Genomic DNA, 17,311 nt, shown 5'->3' with positions numbered 1-17,311 from the left:
CTAGTCAGCGCAACTCTTCCAGCGCCTTCTCCGCGCCCCGGTGGAGCTTCACCGGCTCGGTGTCCGGCGCCGACTCCAGCGTGATGTCCTCCGCCGCCTTGTTCGCCTTCACCAGCGCCGGCAACTGCTCGAACAGCGCCTTCGTGAGCACGCACGCCAGGTTCGCGTCGAGCGTCTCCGGCACCAGCAGCAGGTTCGGCACCGCGATCGTCGGCACCGCGGCCGGAGTGCCGTAGGTAGCGGCCGGGATCGACGCCTGCTCGTACTCCGGGCTGATCGTCCGCATCGCCGGGAGCAGCGGCGTGATGTCGAGGAACGTCACCCGGTTCCGCGCGGTCGTGAACAGGTCGGTGACGCCGGGCGTCGGGAGCCCGCCGGACCAGACCATCGCGTCGATCGTCCCGCTCTTCATCGCGTCGACGGTCTTCGCGAGGTCGAGCCGCTGGGCCTGCACGTCCTTCGCCGGGTCCAGGCCGGCGGACTCCAGCAGCCGGTTGGCGATCACCTCGGTGCCGGACTTCGGGGAACCGGTCGACACCCGCTTGCCACGGAGATCCTCGACCCGGCTGATGCCGGTGCCGTTCCGCGCGATGACCTGGGTGTAGTTCGTGTGGATGCGGGCCAGCGCACGGATCGGCTGCGGCTCGCCGTCGAAGGCGCCCTTGCCCGCGACCGCGTCGGCGGCGCTGTCGGCGAGCGAGAACGCGACCTGGTAGTCACCGCGAACCAGCTGCTGGATGTTCTGCACCGATGCCCCGGTCTCCGCCGCGGTGGCCTTCACCCGGCCGTCGGTCGCGGTCGAGATCTGAGCCGCGTACGCGTTGCCGAGCGCGAAGTACACGCCGGTCGCGTTCCCGGTCGCGATGCTGATCCGGGTGTCCTTCTCGACTTCGCAGGTCACCGGGGCGTCCGCGTCGTCGGTCGTGGCGTCGTCCCGCCGACCCCCGCAGCCGGCCAGGCTCGTCGCTCCGACGCCCAGCGCGAGCACACCACCGAGTAGTCGAATCCACCGTCGCTTCATGCCACACCCTCCTCGGGTTTGCGGGTCACCACCGCCACGGCCGCCGCCGCTGCGAGCAACACGAGCCCGACCACGACCGGCACCGGTTCCAGATAGAGCAGCAACAGCGCGGCGAGCCCCGCGAGCACCCGGCCGACGCGTCCGACGGCGCCCACCCCGAGCACCCAGCCGCCGGTCGCCACCGCGAGCGCGGCGACGCCGAGCGCGGCCACCACGGCGGCGACCAGCACCGTTGCCCAGCCCCCGCGTCCGAGCAGCCCCTCGCCCGCGTCGGTCAGGACGAACGACAGCGGCACCAGGAACGCGGGCAGCGCGTACTTCAGCGCCTGCCACATCGTCGGGATCGCCGCCCCGCCGGTCACCGCGGTCGCGCCGACCGCCGCCAGCGCAGTCGGCGGCGTCACCTCGGAGAGCACCGAGTAGTAGAAGACGAACATCGCCGCCGCCGCGGCGGGGACGCCCAGTTCCAGCAGCGCCGGTCCGATCACGACCCAGCCGATGATGAACGACGCGGTCACCGGGACCGCCAGCCCGAGCAGCAGAAGCGCGACCGCCGCCAGCACCGCGGTGAGCGCGAGCGTCGCCACCGGATCGTCGACGATCGCCCGCGCGCCGTCCACGAGCAGCGACGCGGTCTGCGCCGCCAGGCCGGTCTTCGTCATCGTCGCGGTGATGATCCCGGCGGAGGCACAGACCACGGTCACCGTGAGCACGCCCAGCCCGCCTTCGGCGAGCGCGGCGAACAGCCGCCGGGGCGTCAGCCTGGCCGACCGGTCGAGGAACGAGAGCGCGAACGCGACCGCGGTCGCGATCAGCACGGCCTCGGTCACCGGCCGGCCCAAGAACAACAGCAGTAGGACGACGAGCAGCGACGAGAAGTGGTAGCCGAACCGGGCCAGCAGGCGCCACGGCGACCGGGCCTCGACCTCCACCGGGCGGACCCCGAACCGGCGGGCGTCGATCTCCACCGCGAGCAGGATGCCGAGGTAGTAGAGGATCGTCGGCACCGTGGCCCAGCCCAGCACCTGCAGATACGAGACGTCGAGGTACTCGGCGATGATGAACGCCGCCGCGCCGAGCGTCGGCGGGGAGAGGATCGCGCCCACACCGGCAGCGGCGAGCATGCCGCCGGCGTTCGTGGCCGGGTACCCGGCCCGGCGCAGGATCGGCCAGGTGACCGCGCCGACGCTCACCGCGGTGGCGGTCCCGCTCCCGGACACCGTGCCGAGCAGGAACCCGGCGGCCACAGCGGTTCGGCCGGCCGCACCACGCGACCGGCGAAACGCGGCCACCGAGAGGTCCACGAAGAACTGCCCGGCCCCCGAGTGGCTGAGCACCGCGCCGTAGAGCGTGAACAGCACGATGTAGGTCGCGGCGACGTCCAGCGGGGTGCCGTAGAAACCGCTGCCGGAGTTGTAGAGCGCGTCGATGATCTGATCGACGTCCAGACCGGCGTGCGCGATCGACCACGACTGCGGCAGGTATCCGCCGTAGTAGCAGTACGCGAGCGCGAGCAGGCAGACGACGGGCAACACCCAGCCGGTCGTCCGGCGGCAGGCCTCGAGCAGCAGCACGAGCAGGATGCCTCCGGCGACGACGTCGGCCGGGTCGAGCAGGCCCTGCCGGTCGAGGAACGCGTTGTAGCCGACGAGCACCGGATACGCGGCGACGATCAGCGCAACCGCTGCCAGCACCCAGTCCACCACGGACGGTCGGGTCGCGTCGGCACCGGGGCGCGCCCGGTAGCAGAGGAACACCAGCGGCAGCACGGCCGCGAGGAACAGGATCAGGTAGAACTGGCCGCCCTGCGCCAGTGGCCGGAGTGCCTGGTAGACCGCGAACACCACGATGAGGGCGGCCGCGATCGATACCGCCAGGCCGAGCCGCCCCGTCAGGCGCCGGGCCGGTTGCTCCTCGTCACGGACGACGAGATCCGGCGCCACGGTCCCGGGGGCGGCCATGCCGGGACCCTACCAACTACGGACATGTCCGTAGTTGGTAGGAACCCGTCTAGTTAGGAGATCGCCGGCTCCGGCTCCGGTGTGGCCGCGGCCTCCGCCTTGCGGCGGCGCTTCTCGGCCTTCCGGTCCTTGCGACCCTCGACCAGCGTGTAGAGCGCGGGCACGAGCACCAGCGTCAGCAGCGTCGAGCTGATCAGACCACCGATGACGACGACGGCCAGCGGCTGCGAGATGAACCCGCCCTCGCCGGTGAGCCCGAGCGCCATCGGGATCAGCGCGAAGATCGTCGCCGCCGCGGTCATCAGGATCGGACGCAGACGGTGCCGTCCGCCTTCGACCACGGCCTGCACGACCGGCATGCCGTCGCGCCGGTACTGGTTGACCAGGTCCATCAGGACGATCGCGTTCGTGACCACGATGCCGACGAGCATCAGCATGCCGATCAGCGCCGGTACGCCGAGCGCGGTGCCGCTGACCAGCAGCAGGAGCAGCGCGCCGGTCGCCGCGAACGGGATCGACACCAGCAGGATCAGCGGCTGGATCAGGCTGCGGAACGTCGCCACCATGACGATGAAGACGATCGCGATCGCGGCCAGCACCGCGAGCCCGAGCTGCTGGAATGCCTCGGCCTGGTCCTCCGACGCGCCGCCGAGCGAGAAGCTCGCCCCGGCGGGCAGGTCCAGCGCGTCCAGCTTCTTCTGCAGGTCCGCGGTGATCGTCCCGAGGTTGTCGCCACTGGGCGTCCCGCTGACCGTCGCGCTGCGGGCACCGTCGATCCGGGTGATCTCCACCGGGCCCGGCTCGGTCTTCACGTCCGCGACCTGGCTCAGCGGCACCACGCCGGTCGGGGTGGGGACCGTCAGCGCCTTCACCGCGTCCACCGTGGCCGGCGGCGTCGCGGCGAGCACCGTGATCGGCTGCTCGACGCCGTCGAGCACGATCTGACCGGCCGGAGCGCCGCGGAACGCCGCCGCGACGATCTGCCCGAGCGTGCCCTCGGTCAGCCCGTACTGCGCGGCGACCTCGTCCTTCAGCGACACCTCGACCCGCGGCGTGCTCTCCGCGAGGTCGCTGCTGACGTCGTCCAGCCCGTCGACGGAGTCCATCGCCTTCGTGACGGCGTCGGTCGCGGTGCGCAGCGTCGCCTCGTCCGGAGCCTGGACGATCACCTGCTGCTCGGTGCCGCTGACCCCGGATTGCGCGGCGCCGACCTCGATCTCCCCGGCGTCCGACAGCGCGTCCAGCTTCTTCTCGAGCGCCTCCTGGACCTCGGCGGTGTCCTCGTCCTCGTTCACCGTGAGCTGGTAGGTGGCGGAGTTGCTGTTGCCGCCGAGCCCGAACACGCCGCCGCCGATCGTCACCTGGTAGGACTCCAGGTCACCGTCCTCGCGGAACTCGGCGAGGACCGCCTCGACCTTCTTCGCCGCCGCGTCGGTGGTGGCCAGGCTGCTGCCCACCGGCATCGTCTGGGTCAGGCTGAGCGTGTTCTGCCCCGACTGGTCGAGGAAGTTCGTCTTCAGGAACGGCACCATGCCGAGCGTCGCGATCAGGATGACGATCGCGATCGCGATCGTCGTCCACCGACGCCGGACCGCGAACCCGATGACCGGGACGTAGACCCGCTGCAGGAAGCTCTTCCGCTCCTTCTCCTCGGCGATCCTGCGGATCTCCTCGGCGTCTTCAACGTTCTTCGGCTGCCGCAAGAACCAGTACGCCAGCACGGGGACGATCGTCAGCGCGACGACGAGCGAGGCCAGCAGCGCGACCGTCACGGTGATCGCGAACGGCCGGAACAGCTCGCCGACCAGCCCGCCGACCAGCGCGATCGGGGCGAACACCGCGACCGTGGTGAGCGTCGAGGCGGTGACCGCGCCGGCCACCTCGCGGACGCCGTTGAAGATCGCGGTGATCTTCTCCTCGCCGTACCCGAGATGCCGCTTGATGTTCTCCAGGACGACGATCGAGTCGTCGACCACCCGGCCGATCGCGATCGTCAGCGCGCCGAGCGTCAAGACGTTGAGCGAGAGGCCGTCGGCCCACATCACGATCAGCGCGATCAGCACCGACAGCGGGATCGACACGGCGGTGACCAGCGTCGACCGCACCGAGAGCAGGAACACCAGGATGACGATCACGGCCATCACCAGGCCGAGACCACCCTCGGTGGCCAGGCTGCTGATCGACTTCTCGATGAACGGTGCCTGGTCGAAGACGATCGTCAGCTCGGCGCCCTCGCCGAGCTCCTCGGTCCACTCGTCGAGCTTGTCGCTGATCGCGTGCGAGATGTCGACGGCGTTGCCGTCCGGCGTCATCGTCACGCTGATACCGAGGCTGTCCTTGCCGTTGGTTCGGGTCACCGACGTGGCAGGCGTCTGCACCGACTCCACGCCGGCGACGTCACCGAGCTTGACCGGCGTCGTGTCGCCCGAGCTCGGCGTCAGGTACAGGTTCTTCAGGTCGTCGAGCGACGTGTACCCGCCGCCGACCTGCACGGTCAGGGCCTGGGTGCCGTCGGCGACCTGGCCGGCCGGAACGGCCGTCCCACCGCTGCTGATCGCGGTGCTGATCGACTGCGGGCTCAGGCCGGCGGCGCTGAGCTTCGCCAGGTCGGGGCGGATGACGACGGTCTTGTCCGGCGCGCCGGTGAGCGTGGCCTCGCGGACCCCCTCGATGCTGTTCAGCTCCGGCAGGACGGTCTTCTGCAGCTTCTGCGCCAGCGCGGCGGTGTCCCCGCCGGACGCCGAGAGCGCGACCGCGGGGAGGAAGTCGTCGGTGCCGCCGGACAGGATCGACGGGTCGACGTCCGCGGGTAGCTGAGCCCGGTCGAGCGCCTGCTGGAGCTTGTTGACGGTCGCCCCGAGGTCGGTGCCGTATTCCAGCTCCACCTGAACGGTCGCGAAGCCCTCCAGCGAGCTCGACGTGGTCCCGGTAACGCCGGCGACGCCGCGGACGGCCTCCTCGATCGGCTCGGTGACCTGGCTCTCCACGACGTCCGGCGAGGCGCCGGAGTACTGCGCGGTGATGAACGCCGCGGGGATCTCCAGGGATGGCAGTAGCTGCTGCTTCAGCGACGGGATCGCGATCAGCCCGAACGCGGTGACCGCGATCGTGATCAACGCGATCAGCGCCCGGTTGGCGAGGCTGAACCTGGCCAGGAAGGACATGTCGGTGCTCTCCGATCGGCACACGAGGGTGATGGATCCCGGACACGCCGGGGCCTTGCTCCGGGTATCGGATCCCGCCGCGTCCGGCAATGGACGCCGATGGGATCCGACCGGTAGTCAGCCACAACCCGCGGATGCGGGCGCAGCGTTCCTCAGCCGAGCCACAGACTGTGGGTCAGCGGGTCAGTGCCCCGCACCCACGCCGGCTTGCTCCCGCGCGAGGCGCTCGTCGCCGCTGAGCGTGGCCAGCGACTTCTCCTTAACGAACACTACGGCGAACAGCGCCAACGCCGCGATCGGCGCGCCGACGAGGAAGATGTCGGCGGTGGCCTCGCCGTAGACGTCCTGGATCACCTTCAGCACCGCGGGCGGCAGCGTGGAGAGGTCGGGAACCTCGGCGGCCCCGTCGCCGCCGGACGCCGCCGGGCCGAGCTTCTCCGCGCTCAGCGTGCTCACCCGGTTGGCGAGCACCGCGCCGAGGGCGCTGACGCCGATCGCGCCGCCGAGGCTGCGGAAGAACGTCAACACGGACGTGGTGGCACCCAGGTCACGGGCCGGAACGTCGTTCTGTGCGGCCAGGACGAGGTTCTGCATGAGCAGGCCGACGCCGACGCCGAGCACGAACATGTACAGCGACAGGATCAGGACGCTGGTGTCCGCGCTGATCGTGCCCAGCAGCGCCATCCCGATCACCATCACGACGCCACCGGCGACCAGGTAGATCTTCCACTTCCCGTACTTGGTGATCAGGGCACCGGCGACGGTCGACGACCCGAGCAGTCCGAAGATCAGCGGCAGGCTCATCAGGCCGGCGACGGTCGGCGACTTGCCCAGCGAGATCTGGAAGTACTGGGAGAGGAACACGGTGCCGCCGAACATCGCGACACCGACCAGCGCGCTCGCGAGCGTCGTCAGCGAGACCGTACGGTTGCGGAAGATCCCCAGCGGGATGATCGGCTCGGCCGCCCGGGACTCGACCAGCACGAACAGCGCCAGCAGGACGACCGCGAGCCCGACCAGGCCCGCCGTCCACGCGGACGCCCAGTCGAACTTGTCCCCGGCCAGCGTCGACCAGATCAGCAGCGTCGAGACACCGGCGGTGATCAGGAACGCCCCGAGGTAGTCGATCTTCACGGCCTTCTTCACGACCGGCAGGTCCAGCGTCCGCTGCAGCAGCAGGATCGCGACCAGCGTGAACGGGACGCCGATCAGGAAGCACCAGCGCCAGCCGAGCCAGGACGTGTCGACGAGCACGCCACCGATCAGCGGGCCGGCAATCGTCCCGACACCGAACACCGCACCGAAGATGCCGGAGTACCGGCCGAGCTCCCGCGGCGGGATCATCGCGGCCATCACGATCAGCGCGAGCGCGGTGACACCACCGGCGCCGATGCCCTGGATCACGCGGCTGAAGATCAGCAGCTCGACGTTGGGCGTCAGCCCCGCGACCAGCGAGCCGATCACGAACATCACCAGCGAGAGCTGCATGAGCAGCTTCTTGCTGTAGAGGTCGGCGAGCTTTCCCCAGAGCGGCACGGTCGCGGTCATCGCGAGCAACTCGGTGGTGACGATCCAGGTGTAGACCGACTGGCTGCCGTTCAGGTCGGCGATGATCCTCGGCAGCGCGTTGGAGACGATCGTCGACGCCAGGATCGAGACGAACAGGCCCATCATCAGGCCGGACAGCGCCTGGAGGATCTCCCGCCGGGACATGCGTTCGGACTGATCAGGCGTGGGTGCGGGCGTGGCTAAATCGGGTGCGGTCACGCGTGTGTTCTCTCTCGTCCAGGTTGGGGTGGGGCGGGGTCAGCGCCCCGCGAAGCCGGCGGCGAGGGCCTCGAACGCCTCGTCGACGAGTTCGGTGAGAAGACGGTCGCCGCTCCCGGTGGCCCAGCGCATCATCGCGACGCGGAGCGCTCCCCCGGCGGTGACGGCGATCAGTAGCGGCGTTCCGTCGCTACCGGGTTCGACGCCGAGCCGCGCGGCGATCGCCTCGGCCAGCGCCAGCTCCGCCGCGGCGCCGACCTCGACCAGCCGGGCCAGCATCGAGGGGTTCTGGCTACAGACGGTCATCCGGAGCCGCAGCCGCTCGGCGTCGGCCTGCAGGTCCTCCGCCTCGTCGCGGTACGCCGTCCAGAGCGCGTCCCAGAGCGGCCGGTCGGGCGGCGCCGCGACGAGCGCCTCCCGGATCCGGTCGCTGCCCTCGAGCATCGTGCCGAAGACCGCGTCGTCCTTCGTCGCGAAGTAGTTGAAGAACGTGCGGGCCGAGACGTCGGCCGCAGCGCTGATCTCCTCGACCGTGACGTGGTCGAGGCCCCGCTCGGCGACCAGCCGGAGCGCCGCGTCGGCGAGCGCCGCGCGGGTCTGCTGCTTCTTCCGCAGACGCAGCCCTGGGTTCACGCGCCCCACGCTAGGCGAATCTTGCAGGGGCTGCAAATCTTTATTGCCTGCAATAGTTAGCGATAGAACTCCCGCAGCACCGGGGCGAGCACGGCCGGGTCGACGTCGTGCGTCTGCCTCGGCAACGTCCGGCGCTGGGCGTCGAGCAGGACGCCGGCCAGCGCGTCCGCGGCGCTCGCCATCGACGGCGGGCTCGCCCCGCCGTCGATCACCAGCACCGGGACCGTCACCGCCGCCCAGCGCTGCGGTGAGAGCGGCTCGCCCGTGGTGGTGCCCTCCAGCAGCGCGATGTCGTACGCGAGCGTGTGCGCGACCGCCTCCATCGCGGCCCAGCCCGGCGAGCGCTGCATCCCGGCGACGACGTCCCGCGGCACCCCGACCGCTTCGGTGAGGAACAGCTCGACGGCGCCGTCGCGCTGGTCGGTCATCACCAGGCGCTCCAGCCGGGGTTGGAGATCGTCGGAGTGCGGTGGTGCGCTTGCGTCGACGATGAACGGGGCCTCGTACACCGCGACGCGGGTGACCGCCGGACGCCTGGCCGCCGCATCCAGGGCCAGCGCCGCCCCGGACGACATGCCGTAGAGCGCCGCATGGCCACCGGCGTGCACGATCAGCGCGGCGATGTCCTCGATCTCCCGCTCCGGCGAGTACCGGGTGGCGCCGTGGCCGCTGTCCCCACGTCCGCGGCGGTCGTAGTGGTAGACGGTGAACTCCTCGGCGAGCAGGCGGGCCAGCGCCGCGGTGCCCGGATCGATCGCGCGGTGCTGGAAGGCGCCGCCGACCAGGATCACCGCCGGACCGCTGCCGTAGCGGTCGAACGCGATCGGAGTGCCGTCGGCCGAGGTGACGGTGTCCATCAGTGCTCTCCTTCGCGGGTCGGCTCCGCGCCGGTCGGCGGGGTGTGCCGTAGCGCCACCACGACCAGCACGGCGAGCCCGGCGAGCAGCGCGGCACTGGTGGCGGCCGCGGCCTGCATCCCGGCGGTGAACGCCTGCTCAGCGGCAGCGAGAACCTCAGCCCCGAGCTTGTCAGGCAGACCGGCCGCAACCTCGGCAGCGCCGGTGAGCGTGTCGCGTGCGGCGACGGCCGCCCGGTGCCCCGACGACGCTGCTCGCGCCGGCCCGCGCGCTGTTGTGCGTCTTCCGCGATGCTCATCCCTCGTCCTCTCGCGATGTGCGGTTCGGTAGGGCGTCGCAGCGGACGCTCGGCTCTCGACGTCGTCGGTTAGTGACGGGGGTCACATCGCCGGGGTGTCGAGGAGGGGCCGACGGCTCCGACCTCCCCGTGCTAGGCACCAGCGAGACGAAGGAGCAAAAAGCGATGAAGTACCTGCTGCTGATCCACATGAACCCGACGGTGTTCGAGACGCTCTCCGAGGAGGAGAAGAACGCGGTCTTCGCCGGCCACGAAGCGTTCACGGCCGAGCTGAAGGAGACCGGCGAGATGCTCGGGTTCGTCGCGCTCGCCGACCCGGCGTCCTCGACGACCGTGCGGGTGCGCGACGGCGCGGTCGACGCCACCGACGGCCCGTACGTCGAGGCGAAGGAGTTCCTCGCCGGGTACTACGCGGTCGACTGCGAGACACCGGAGCGCGCGGTGGAGCTCGCGGCGAAGATCCCGGACGCGTCGTTCAACGCGATCGAGGTACGGCCGGTGATGGCCGAGGCCGGGCTGGAGATGTGACTGCTGTCCCTGGCCTGGAGGACCTGCTGCGCGAGTGCGCGCCGCAGGTCCTCGGCAGCCTGGTCCGCCGCTACGGGCAGTTCGACCAGTGCGAGGACGCGGTGCAGGAGGCGTTGCTCGCGGCGTTCCGGCAGTGGCCGTCCGAAGGGGTGCCGGACAACCCGCGGGCCTGGCTGGTGTCGGTGGCGACCCGCCGGCTGACCGACCAGTGGCGCAGCGACGCCGCGCGGCGTCGCCGGGAGGTAGCCGTCGTGCCGTCGGAGGCACCGGTCGTACCCGCGGTGGACGACACGCTGACGCTGTTCTTCCTGTGTTGCCATCCGGCGCTGTCGCCGACCACGCAGGCCGCGCTGACCCTCCGGGCCGTCGGCGGCCTGACCACGGCCGAGATCGCCGCGGCCTTCCTGGTGCCGGAGTCGACGATGGCGCAGCGGATCAGCCGCGCCAAGGCGCGGCTCCGCGCGGAGGAGTTCGTTCCGCCCCCGGCCGACGAGCAGGCTTCGCGGCTCGCGGTGGTTCTGCGGGTGCTCTACTTGATCTTCAACGAGGGCTACGTCGTCACCTCGGGGGACGCTCTGCATCGCGCCGATCTGACCACGGAGGCGATCCGGCTGACCAGGGCGATCCGTTCGCTGATGCCGTCCGACGGCGAGGTGGCCGGGCTGCTCGCGCTGATGCTGCTCACCGAGGCGCGGCGCCCGGCCCGGCTCGGCTCCGGTGGGGAGCTGATCCCGCTCGACTCGCAGGATCGCCTGTCGTGGGACGGGAAAATGATCGAGGAAGGCGTGGCGTTGATCAGCGCGACGCTGCCGGTCGCGCCGCTTGGGCCGTACCAGCTGCAGGCCGCGATCGCCGCGGTGCACGCCGAGGCGCCGTCCGCGGACGAGACCGACTGGGTGCAGATCGTCGGGCTCTACACGCTGCTGGAGCGCTTCGAGCCGGGTCCGGTGGTGACGCTCAACCGGGCGGTCGCGGTGGCGCAGGTGAACGGGCCTGCCGCCGGGCTCGCGGTGTTGGAGTCGGTGCGGTCTTCGCTGGAACGGCATCACCGGTGGCACGCGGTGCGGGCGCACCTGCTGGAGCTGCAGGGCGACACCGCCGGGGCGCGCGAGGCGTACCGCGAGGCCGCCCGGCGCACCGCGAGCCTGCCGGAACGCCGCTACCTCACGACGCGCGCGGGGCGCTTGGCCTGAGCCCGGGTCACGCCGATCGCTCGCGCCCACCGACCGCGGGTCACGCCGACCGTTTGCGCCACCGGCCGGCGGGTCACGCCGACCGCTTGCGCCACCGACCGGCGGGTCACGCCGACCGCTCGCCGAGGCCGGCGCCGTCCACCGGGCGGGGCGAGGGAGCGGGCCGGTCGAACATCCGGCCGAGCTCGTACGCTGCGTCCACCACCGCCGGATGCTCCAGACCCAGCGCCTCGATCTTGAGCACGGCCGGCAGTTCGCTCCCCCAGTACCCGACGATCCGCCACCCCGGGCGGTGGTAACTCCACCAGCGGACGCCGTCCCACAGCCGTTCACCGAAGTCGTTGCGCTCGCGGTAGATCTTGCGAGCCCACGCCTGGCTGGCCGAACGGTTGCGTTCGATGACCTGCGTCGGCCGCAAACCCCGGTCGACGAGGTTCGACGCGCTGTCCAGCTCCAGCAACGACACACGGTTGGCCAGCATGTACGTGGCCAGCGCCCACACGCTGCCCGCGCCCGCCGAGCGAAACATCTCCGCGGTCCAGTCCGGCACGTCGGCGAACGTCTCGCCGACCGCGCCGCTCGGCTCCAACGCGAAGTACGCCACGGTGTAGTGCGCCGGATTGTCCAGGCGACCCTCACCCTGCCGAACGGTCAGGCACAGCGGATGGCCCAGCGACCCCGGCCGGGCGTCCACCCGATACGGAATGACTCGATAGAGAAGCATGGCGAGGCCTCAGCCGTTCCGGCGCACCACGTGCACGGTGACCAGGTGCGCGCGCCGGACGTCCGCCGTGACGTGAACGTGCTGCGCCCAGCACGCCGCCCGCAGCACCGGCGCGGCGGCGCGGACGTGTCGCGCGCAGATCCCCGCCGGACACCACAGCAGCACCGCCTCGCCGTACGGCGTGCGCCGCGTCCGAACGATCGCGGGCAGCCGGCCGCGCCGGTTGTGCACCCACGCCTGCGCCAGCCCGGCCCGGACGCGATGCTCGGTCGCCACGCACAGCACCCACCGGACGACGGCCCGCCGTAACGGCCCGACCGCCGCGACCAATGCGACGCTCACGCCGGTCGGCAGTAACGTCTCGGCCAGCCCGTACGCCGGGATGAGCACGGAAGCCGCCAGAGAAATGGCGAGAAACACGAGGACTTCGTAGCGCCAACGCCACACGATCGTCGTCGGCAGCGGACGCTTCACCGGCCCCGGCAACGGACCATACTGCGGCGGCGGTAGCTGCGCCGACACCGTCATCGGACTCGCCGCCCCGCCACACCGACGAGGACGCGGTGGCGTCCGCTCTCGCCGGGCGGCCCGCCGCGGTTCCGCGCCCGTCGCGCGATCCGCGGATCCCGGTATCGCCGCCCCAATCCCCACCAGGTCCGGTGGATTTCCCACCCCGCGGCCCTCGCCGCGTCGTCCTCGCGCCGAAACAATCGATCACCGAGAACGGTCATTCTGTGGTTGAGACGACCTAGAAGTAAATTGAAAGCACGGGTACCGTTGGACACGGCGCATCACCTGTCACTGAGTGAGCTGGAGCGCTCGCGCGGACGGTGTGCGCCTTGGGCTGGGTCGATGCTGCAACATCGACCCAGTCCGTTTTTTCGAGGCGCTCACCAAACATCTGTGGGAGCGAATTCGGGCGTCGCTCTACGCCGACAGCGGATATCTGTCGCCCACCCCCCTGTGTCCTACGGTGTTACGCCACAGCTGTATGGGATCGCCACAACAGCCTCGGTCGTCACGCCACTCCCCCGCCCGAAGGATGACACAACCGTAGGAATACTCAGCTTCATAGTGACGGGCTTGCTCGCACCTGGCAAGATCACTGGCAATTGCCGAAGAAATTGCAATTTGCAGTACGCATTGAGTGGTTCGCTCCATGCAGAACGAGTAACACTGCGTGCATCGACCAAGGGAGCCACTGTGGCCGAGGCATCGAGCCTGAGCCCGCCCACCCTCCGACGACTTGAGGTGGCCGCCGCCCTCAAACGCCACCGGGAAGCCCTCGAGCTGACCACGGCGGAGGTGCTCGACGCGACCGGCTTCTCGGCCTCCAAGCTCAGCCGTATCGAGACCGGCAACCGCCGAGTGCAGATCCCGGACCTCGTGCGCCTCTGCGAACTGTACGGCCTCGACAACGACGAGCAGGAACGTCTGACGAAGCTAGTGGGCGAGGCTCGCAGAACCACTCGAAAGCCCGTTGTCGACAACCCCGACTATACCGATTTGGAATTGGCCGCAAGCGCCATCGACGATTACAAGACCACAATTATCACCGGGTTGCTACAAACCCCAGATTACACGGTCGCCCTTTTTCGACGCTTTCAGCCGAACATCCCCAATGATCTCATGGAAAAAGTTATCAACGATCGCCGCCGGCGGCAGGAAGACATTTTCCGCCGCCCGCATCCACCGCGGCTGAATTTCGTCATGGACGAAGCCGCCATCCGTCGGGTGGTAGGCGGACGAAGCACGATGCGTGGACAACTCGAGCATCTGGCCCGACTGAGCTCCGAAGGCCCGCTCACACTTCAGGTCATACCTTTTTCGGTCGGCGCCCATCCCGGAATGGACGGCCTATTCACGATCATGTCGTTTGACGAGGCTATTCGTGACCGGGTCTACGTCGACGGACTACTACCATCCACGTTTCTGGTCGCCATGGAGGATCTCCAGAGATACCGCAGTCTTTTCGGTCAGCTCCAAGAGCTGTCTCTGAACCCGGAGGAGTCGGAGCGCTTGATCGGGTCGGTCGCCCGCGCCCTGTGACGGACATCCCCGTGGCGCGGCTCGGGCGGCGACCTAGCGGCGCCGCCGAGCCGACCGAGCGAAGTTCACCGCCGTACGTCGAAAAACCCCTGCTTCGCAGCGTCGACGAACGCCGACCACGATCGCGCCGGGTAGATCAGAACCCGTCCACGAGTGCCGTCCTTGCTGTCCCTGAGGGCGATCGATTCATCGCCGAGTCGCGCAACCTCGACGCAGCTCGTGTGACCGCAGTGACTTGACCGCTGCCACAAAGCCGCATCGCCGCGCGGACCAATCTCACGCATCAAATTCCCCCCGTATTTGCATCGGATGTCTTACCATACGGGGACGGAACGCCAATGCTGCAGGGGCACGCCCACGTCAGGTGAGCCCACAGCGACGACAACGGGATGGCAGGATAGGTCGGGCCGATCCTTGCGGGGAAGATGGACGTCACCGCGCCACTCTAGGGAAATAGCAAGCCACATGCCGCCCGATATGGTGAACCAGACGGCAATCGCAGTGGTACGTTCAGCCGCTGCCGCGCCGGACTAGCCGAAAGCTCCCGCCTTGGCTGCTTCTACAAATTCGCGCCACAGCGCGGCGGACAGTTCGAGCTGTGCACCGTGGGGCGCTGCACTGTTACGGACGAGTACTCGTTGATCATCCCGGCACATCTCTAAGCAGCTCGCGTGGCCGCAATAGCTGGATCGGCGCCATTTGATTCCGCCTTGCTGCGATTCCATGACCGTCCACGTCCATTCGCGTCACGGGCCTACCGTCCCCGATACCGAGATCTCGCACGGCGGCCCGGATTCGCCGTACAAGTCCTCAACATCATCCGCAATCGGTACGTTCGAGACTTCTCGGTCGAGGGTACCGGCTGACGGGGGCGGCCTGCCCCGTCGAGCGCTCCCGGCCCGGCAGAGCGCTTCCGCGCAACGCCGAGAGCGGCTATAACCCTTCCAGCGGCCTGTCCGGTTTCGACCGTCAGTACTGGTTGGACGGTGCCGCGTCACGGTCCCGGCCCTTCGCGCGCCCGAACAACGACGTTCGTACTACTCCCTCGCAGTTCCCCCGCTGTACGAGGAGGCGTTCATGGCAGTCGCCGACGACACGAACCGACCCGCGCCCGACTCCGACGAGGCACGCCTCGCCGAACTCGGCTACCGCCAGGAGTTGCATCGCACCTGGTCCGGTTTCTCGAACTTCGCGATCAGCTTCTCGATCATCTCGATCCTGGCCGGCTGCTTCACCACGTTCGCCCAGGCGTGGAACAACGGCGGTCCGATCGCGATCTCCATCGGATGGCCGCTGATCAGCGTCTTCATCCTGATCATCGGACTGTGCCTGGCCGAGATGGGTTCGGCGTACCCGACCGCGGGCGGCATCTACTGGTGGGCGGCGCGGCTCGGTGGGCCGGCCGCCGGGTTCTACACCGGGTGGCTCAACCTGGTCGGGTTGATCGCGGTCACCGCCAGCATCGTCTATGCGTGCGCGGGCTTCTGGAACATCACGCTGACGCTGTTCTGGAGCGGCTGGGGCGACACGTTCGGCGGCGACGCGCTGACCCAGCAGTTCTTCTGGTTCGTCGTCATTATGGCGCTGGTCTGCGTACTGAATATTTTCAGCTCGCACCTGCTGGCGCTGATCAACAACGTCTCCGCAGGCTGGCACGTGCTCGGCGCCGCGGTGATCATCGTCGTGCTGCTCGTCGCGTCGGACGGCCATCAGAGCGCGGACTTCATTTTCACCGAGCGGATCAACAACTCCGGGTTCTCCGACAGCGCCTGGTCGTTCTGGTTCTACGTCCTGCCGCTCGGGTTCCTGCTCACGCAGTACACGATCACCGGGTTCGATGCCTCGGCACACCTCTCGGAGGAGACGCATGCGGCGTCCCGGACGGTCGCGCGGGGCATCTGGACGTCGATTTTCTACTCGGCGATCGGCGGCTGGCTGCTGCTGCTGGCGTTCCTGTGGGCCGCAAAGGACGTCGGGTTCATCAACTCGCCGGACAACGGGTACGGCGTCGGCAGTGTGATCGCGATCTTCTCGTCCGCGCTGTCGCCTGCGCTGTTCAAGCTCGTGATGGTGATCGCGACGATCGGACAGGTGTTCTGCGGGATCGCGGCGATGACCAGCCTGTCCCGGATGGGGTACGCGTTCAGCCGGGACGGTGCGGTGCCGGGGCGTCGACTGTGGAGCCGGGTGTCGCCGAAGACCGGCGTCCCGGTCAACGCGGTGCTCGGCGGCGCGGTGGCGGGCGTGGCGATCACGCTGCCCGCGCTGTACAAGAGCCCGGCCGGCATCCCGGTGGCCTTCTACGCCGTGGTGTCGGTTGCCGTCATCGGGCTGTACCTGGCGTTCCTCATCCCGATCTACTACCGGCTACGGCACGGGTCGGCGTTCCAGCCGGGGCCGTGGAGCCTCGGGCGGCACTACCGGTGGATGAACGTGGTCGCGGCGGCGGAGATCGTCGTGATCAGCATCTACTTCTGCATGCCAATCGTGCCGGGCGGCGTGCCGTTCACCGATGACTTCAGCTGGTTCGACGTGAACTACGCGCCGATCGTGACCGGCGCGGTGCTGCTCGCGATCACGGTCTGGTGGTTCACGTCCGCCCGGAAGTGGTTCGCCGGCCCACGGCGGACGATCGACGAGGAGCCGCTCACCGAGCCGGCAACCCCTGGCGCGGTGTAGAGGTCTCAAGGCCCAGAAATGCCAGCGGGCCGGGGAGTCCCTTGACGTCCCCGGCTCGCGGTTCTGTGGAGCGTTCGTTCGTACCTAGAGGATCGCGCCGATCGACGCCGGACTCGATCGGCGTGACGACTACCGGAACGTTCGATTGCTGACAGAACGTCAAGCCGGCCGTGACCCCATGTAAGCGGTGAACTCCTCCAACGAGATCCGACCGTCCCCGTCGGCGTCGACCCTGGTGACCGCGGCCACCGCGGCTTCCTCGGTGATCGGGTCGCCGAGCACGCCGGTCACCTGGACCAGCTCCGCTGCGGAGATCAGCCCGTCGTTGTCGAGGTCGATCAGGCCGAAGGTGGTCGCGTATTCACTGGTGTCTGCCACACCCCCACAGTGGCCCGAAGAGGGCCCGGCCAAACAAGCGAAAGCGGGCGCCTCCACTG

Annotated in this window: 15 protein-coding genes; 4 read left to right on the top strand and 11 right to left on the bottom strand. The window is 69.4% G+C overall.

Annotated features, from left to right (window positions below; all coding sequences use genetic code 11):
- Positions 1-4: 4 nt before the first annotated feature.
- The 6 genes from BUB75_RS04300 to BUB75_RS04275 all read right to left on the bottom strand — a co-directional run bounded on the left by BUB75_RS04300 (position 5) and on the right by BUB75_RS04275 (position 9,403).
- The gene (locus BUB75_RS04300) at positions 5-1,021 is read right to left on the bottom strand and encodes a TAXI family TRAP transporter solute-binding subunit (RefSeq protein ID WP_073251571.1); all 1,017 of its coding nucleotides are present in this window, start codon (positions 1,019-1,021) and stop codon (positions 5-7) included.
- On the bottom strand, positions 1,018-2,982 hold the full coding sequence (locus BUB75_RS04295; protein ID WP_073251569.1) for a TRAP transporter permease: 1,965 nt from the start codon (positions 2,980-2,982) through the stop codon (positions 1,018-1,020). The genes BUB75_RS04300 and BUB75_RS04295 overlap by 4 nt, the downstream gene beginning before the upstream one ends.
- A gap of 53 nt (positions 2,983-3,035) precedes the next feature.
- Positions 3,036-6,146, bottom strand: a complete 3,111-nt coding sequence (locus BUB75_RS04290) for an efflux RND transporter permease subunit (protein WP_073251567.1) — start codon at positions 6,144-6,146, stop codon at positions 3,036-3,038.
- 183 nt (positions 6,147-6,329) lie between these two features.
- Entirely contained in the window at positions 6,330-7,859 is a 1,530-nt protein-coding gene (locus tag BUB75_RS04285) for an MDR family MFS transporter (protein WP_073251565.1), read from the bottom strand.
- Between the two features lie 93 nt (positions 7,860-7,952).
- Positions 7,953-8,546 carry a TetR/AcrR family transcriptional regulator gene (locus tag BUB75_RS04280; RefSeq protein ID WP_218617282.1) on the bottom strand — a complete coding sequence of 198 codons (594 nt, stop codon included), beginning with the start codon at positions 8,544-8,546 and terminating at the stop codon, positions 7,953-7,955.
- A gap of 56 nt (positions 8,547-8,602) precedes the next feature.
- Entirely contained in the window at positions 8,603-9,403 is an 801-nt protein-coding gene (locus BUB75_RS04275) for an alpha/beta fold hydrolase (RefSeq protein WP_073251561.1), read from the bottom strand.
- Between the two features lie 463 nt (positions 9,404-9,866).
- On the opposite strand from BUB75_RS04275, the gene BUB75_RS04270 reads away from it, so the two are divergent.
- Positions 9,867-10,229 carry a YciI family protein gene (locus BUB75_RS04270; RefSeq protein WP_073251559.1) on the top strand — a complete coding sequence of 121 codons (363 nt, stop codon included), beginning with the start codon at positions 9,867-9,869 and terminating at the stop codon, positions 10,227-10,229.
- Positions 10,226-11,422: an RNA polymerase sigma factor gene (locus BUB75_RS04265; RefSeq protein ID WP_073251557.1), complete on the top strand. Its 1,197-nt coding sequence runs from the start codon at positions 10,226-10,228 to the stop codon at positions 11,420-11,422. Before BUB75_RS04270 ends, BUB75_RS04265 begins: the two co-directional genes overlap by 4 nt.
- A gap of 106 nt (positions 11,423-11,528) precedes the next feature.
- Here BUB75_RS04265 and BUB75_RS04260 read toward each other — a convergent pair whose 3' ends face one another.
- Complete coding sequence (locus tag BUB75_RS04260; RefSeq protein WP_084740207.1) at positions 11,529-12,146, bottom strand: RES domain-containing protein; 618 nt, start codon at positions 12,144-12,146, stop codon at positions 11,529-11,531.
- Positions 12,147-12,155: 9 nt separating this feature from the next.
- Positions 12,156-12,632, bottom strand: a complete 477-nt coding sequence (locus BUB75_RS04255; RefSeq protein WP_178379760.1) for a hypothetical protein — start codon at positions 12,630-12,632, stop codon at positions 12,156-12,158.
- A 717-nt stretch (positions 12,633-13,349) separates the two neighbouring features.
- Between BUB75_RS04255 and BUB75_RS04250 the strand changes: the two genes are divergently transcribed.
- A complete protein-coding gene (locus BUB75_RS04250; RefSeq protein ID WP_073251551.1) occupies positions 13,350-14,195 on the top strand; it encodes a helix-turn-helix domain-containing protein in 846 nt (281 codons plus the stop codon).
- A 65-nt stretch (positions 14,196-14,260) separates the two neighbouring features.
- On the opposite strand, the gene BUB75_RS48415 is transcribed toward BUB75_RS04250, so the two are convergent.
- Positions 14,261-14,479, bottom strand: coding sequence for a DUF397 domain-containing protein (locus tag BUB75_RS48415; RefSeq protein WP_084740205.1), 219 nt, complete (start codon positions 14,477-14,479; stop codon positions 14,261-14,263).
- A gap of 246 nt (positions 14,480-14,725) precedes the next feature.
- Positions 14,726-14,920, bottom strand: coding sequence for a DUF397 domain-containing protein (locus tag BUB75_RS48740; RefSeq protein ID WP_073251549.1), 195 nt, complete (start codon positions 14,918-14,920; stop codon positions 14,726-14,728).
- 352 nt (positions 14,921-15,272) lie between these two features.
- Between BUB75_RS48740 and BUB75_RS04235 the strand changes: the two genes are divergently transcribed.
- The gene (locus BUB75_RS04235; protein WP_073251547.1) at positions 15,273-16,874 is read left to right on the top strand and encodes an amino acid permease; all 1,602 of its coding nucleotides are present in this window, start codon (positions 15,273-15,275) and stop codon (positions 16,872-16,874) included.
- 159 nt (positions 16,875-17,033) lie between these two features.
- Here BUB75_RS04235 and BUB75_RS04230 read toward each other — a convergent pair whose 3' ends face one another.
- Positions 17,034-17,252 carry an EF-hand domain-containing protein gene (locus tag BUB75_RS04230; protein WP_073251545.1) on the bottom strand — a complete coding sequence of 73 codons (219 nt, stop codon included), beginning with the start codon at positions 17,250-17,252 and terminating at the stop codon, positions 17,034-17,036.
- Positions 17,253-17,311 lie beyond the last annotated feature (59 nt).

The organism is Cryptosporangium aurantiacum (assembly GCF_900143005.1).
GTDB lineage: Bacteria > Actinomycetota > Actinomycetes > Mycobacteriales > Cryptosporangiaceae > Cryptosporangium > Cryptosporangium aurantiacum.
This window is presented reverse-complemented; position numbering and strand designations above follow the sequence as displayed.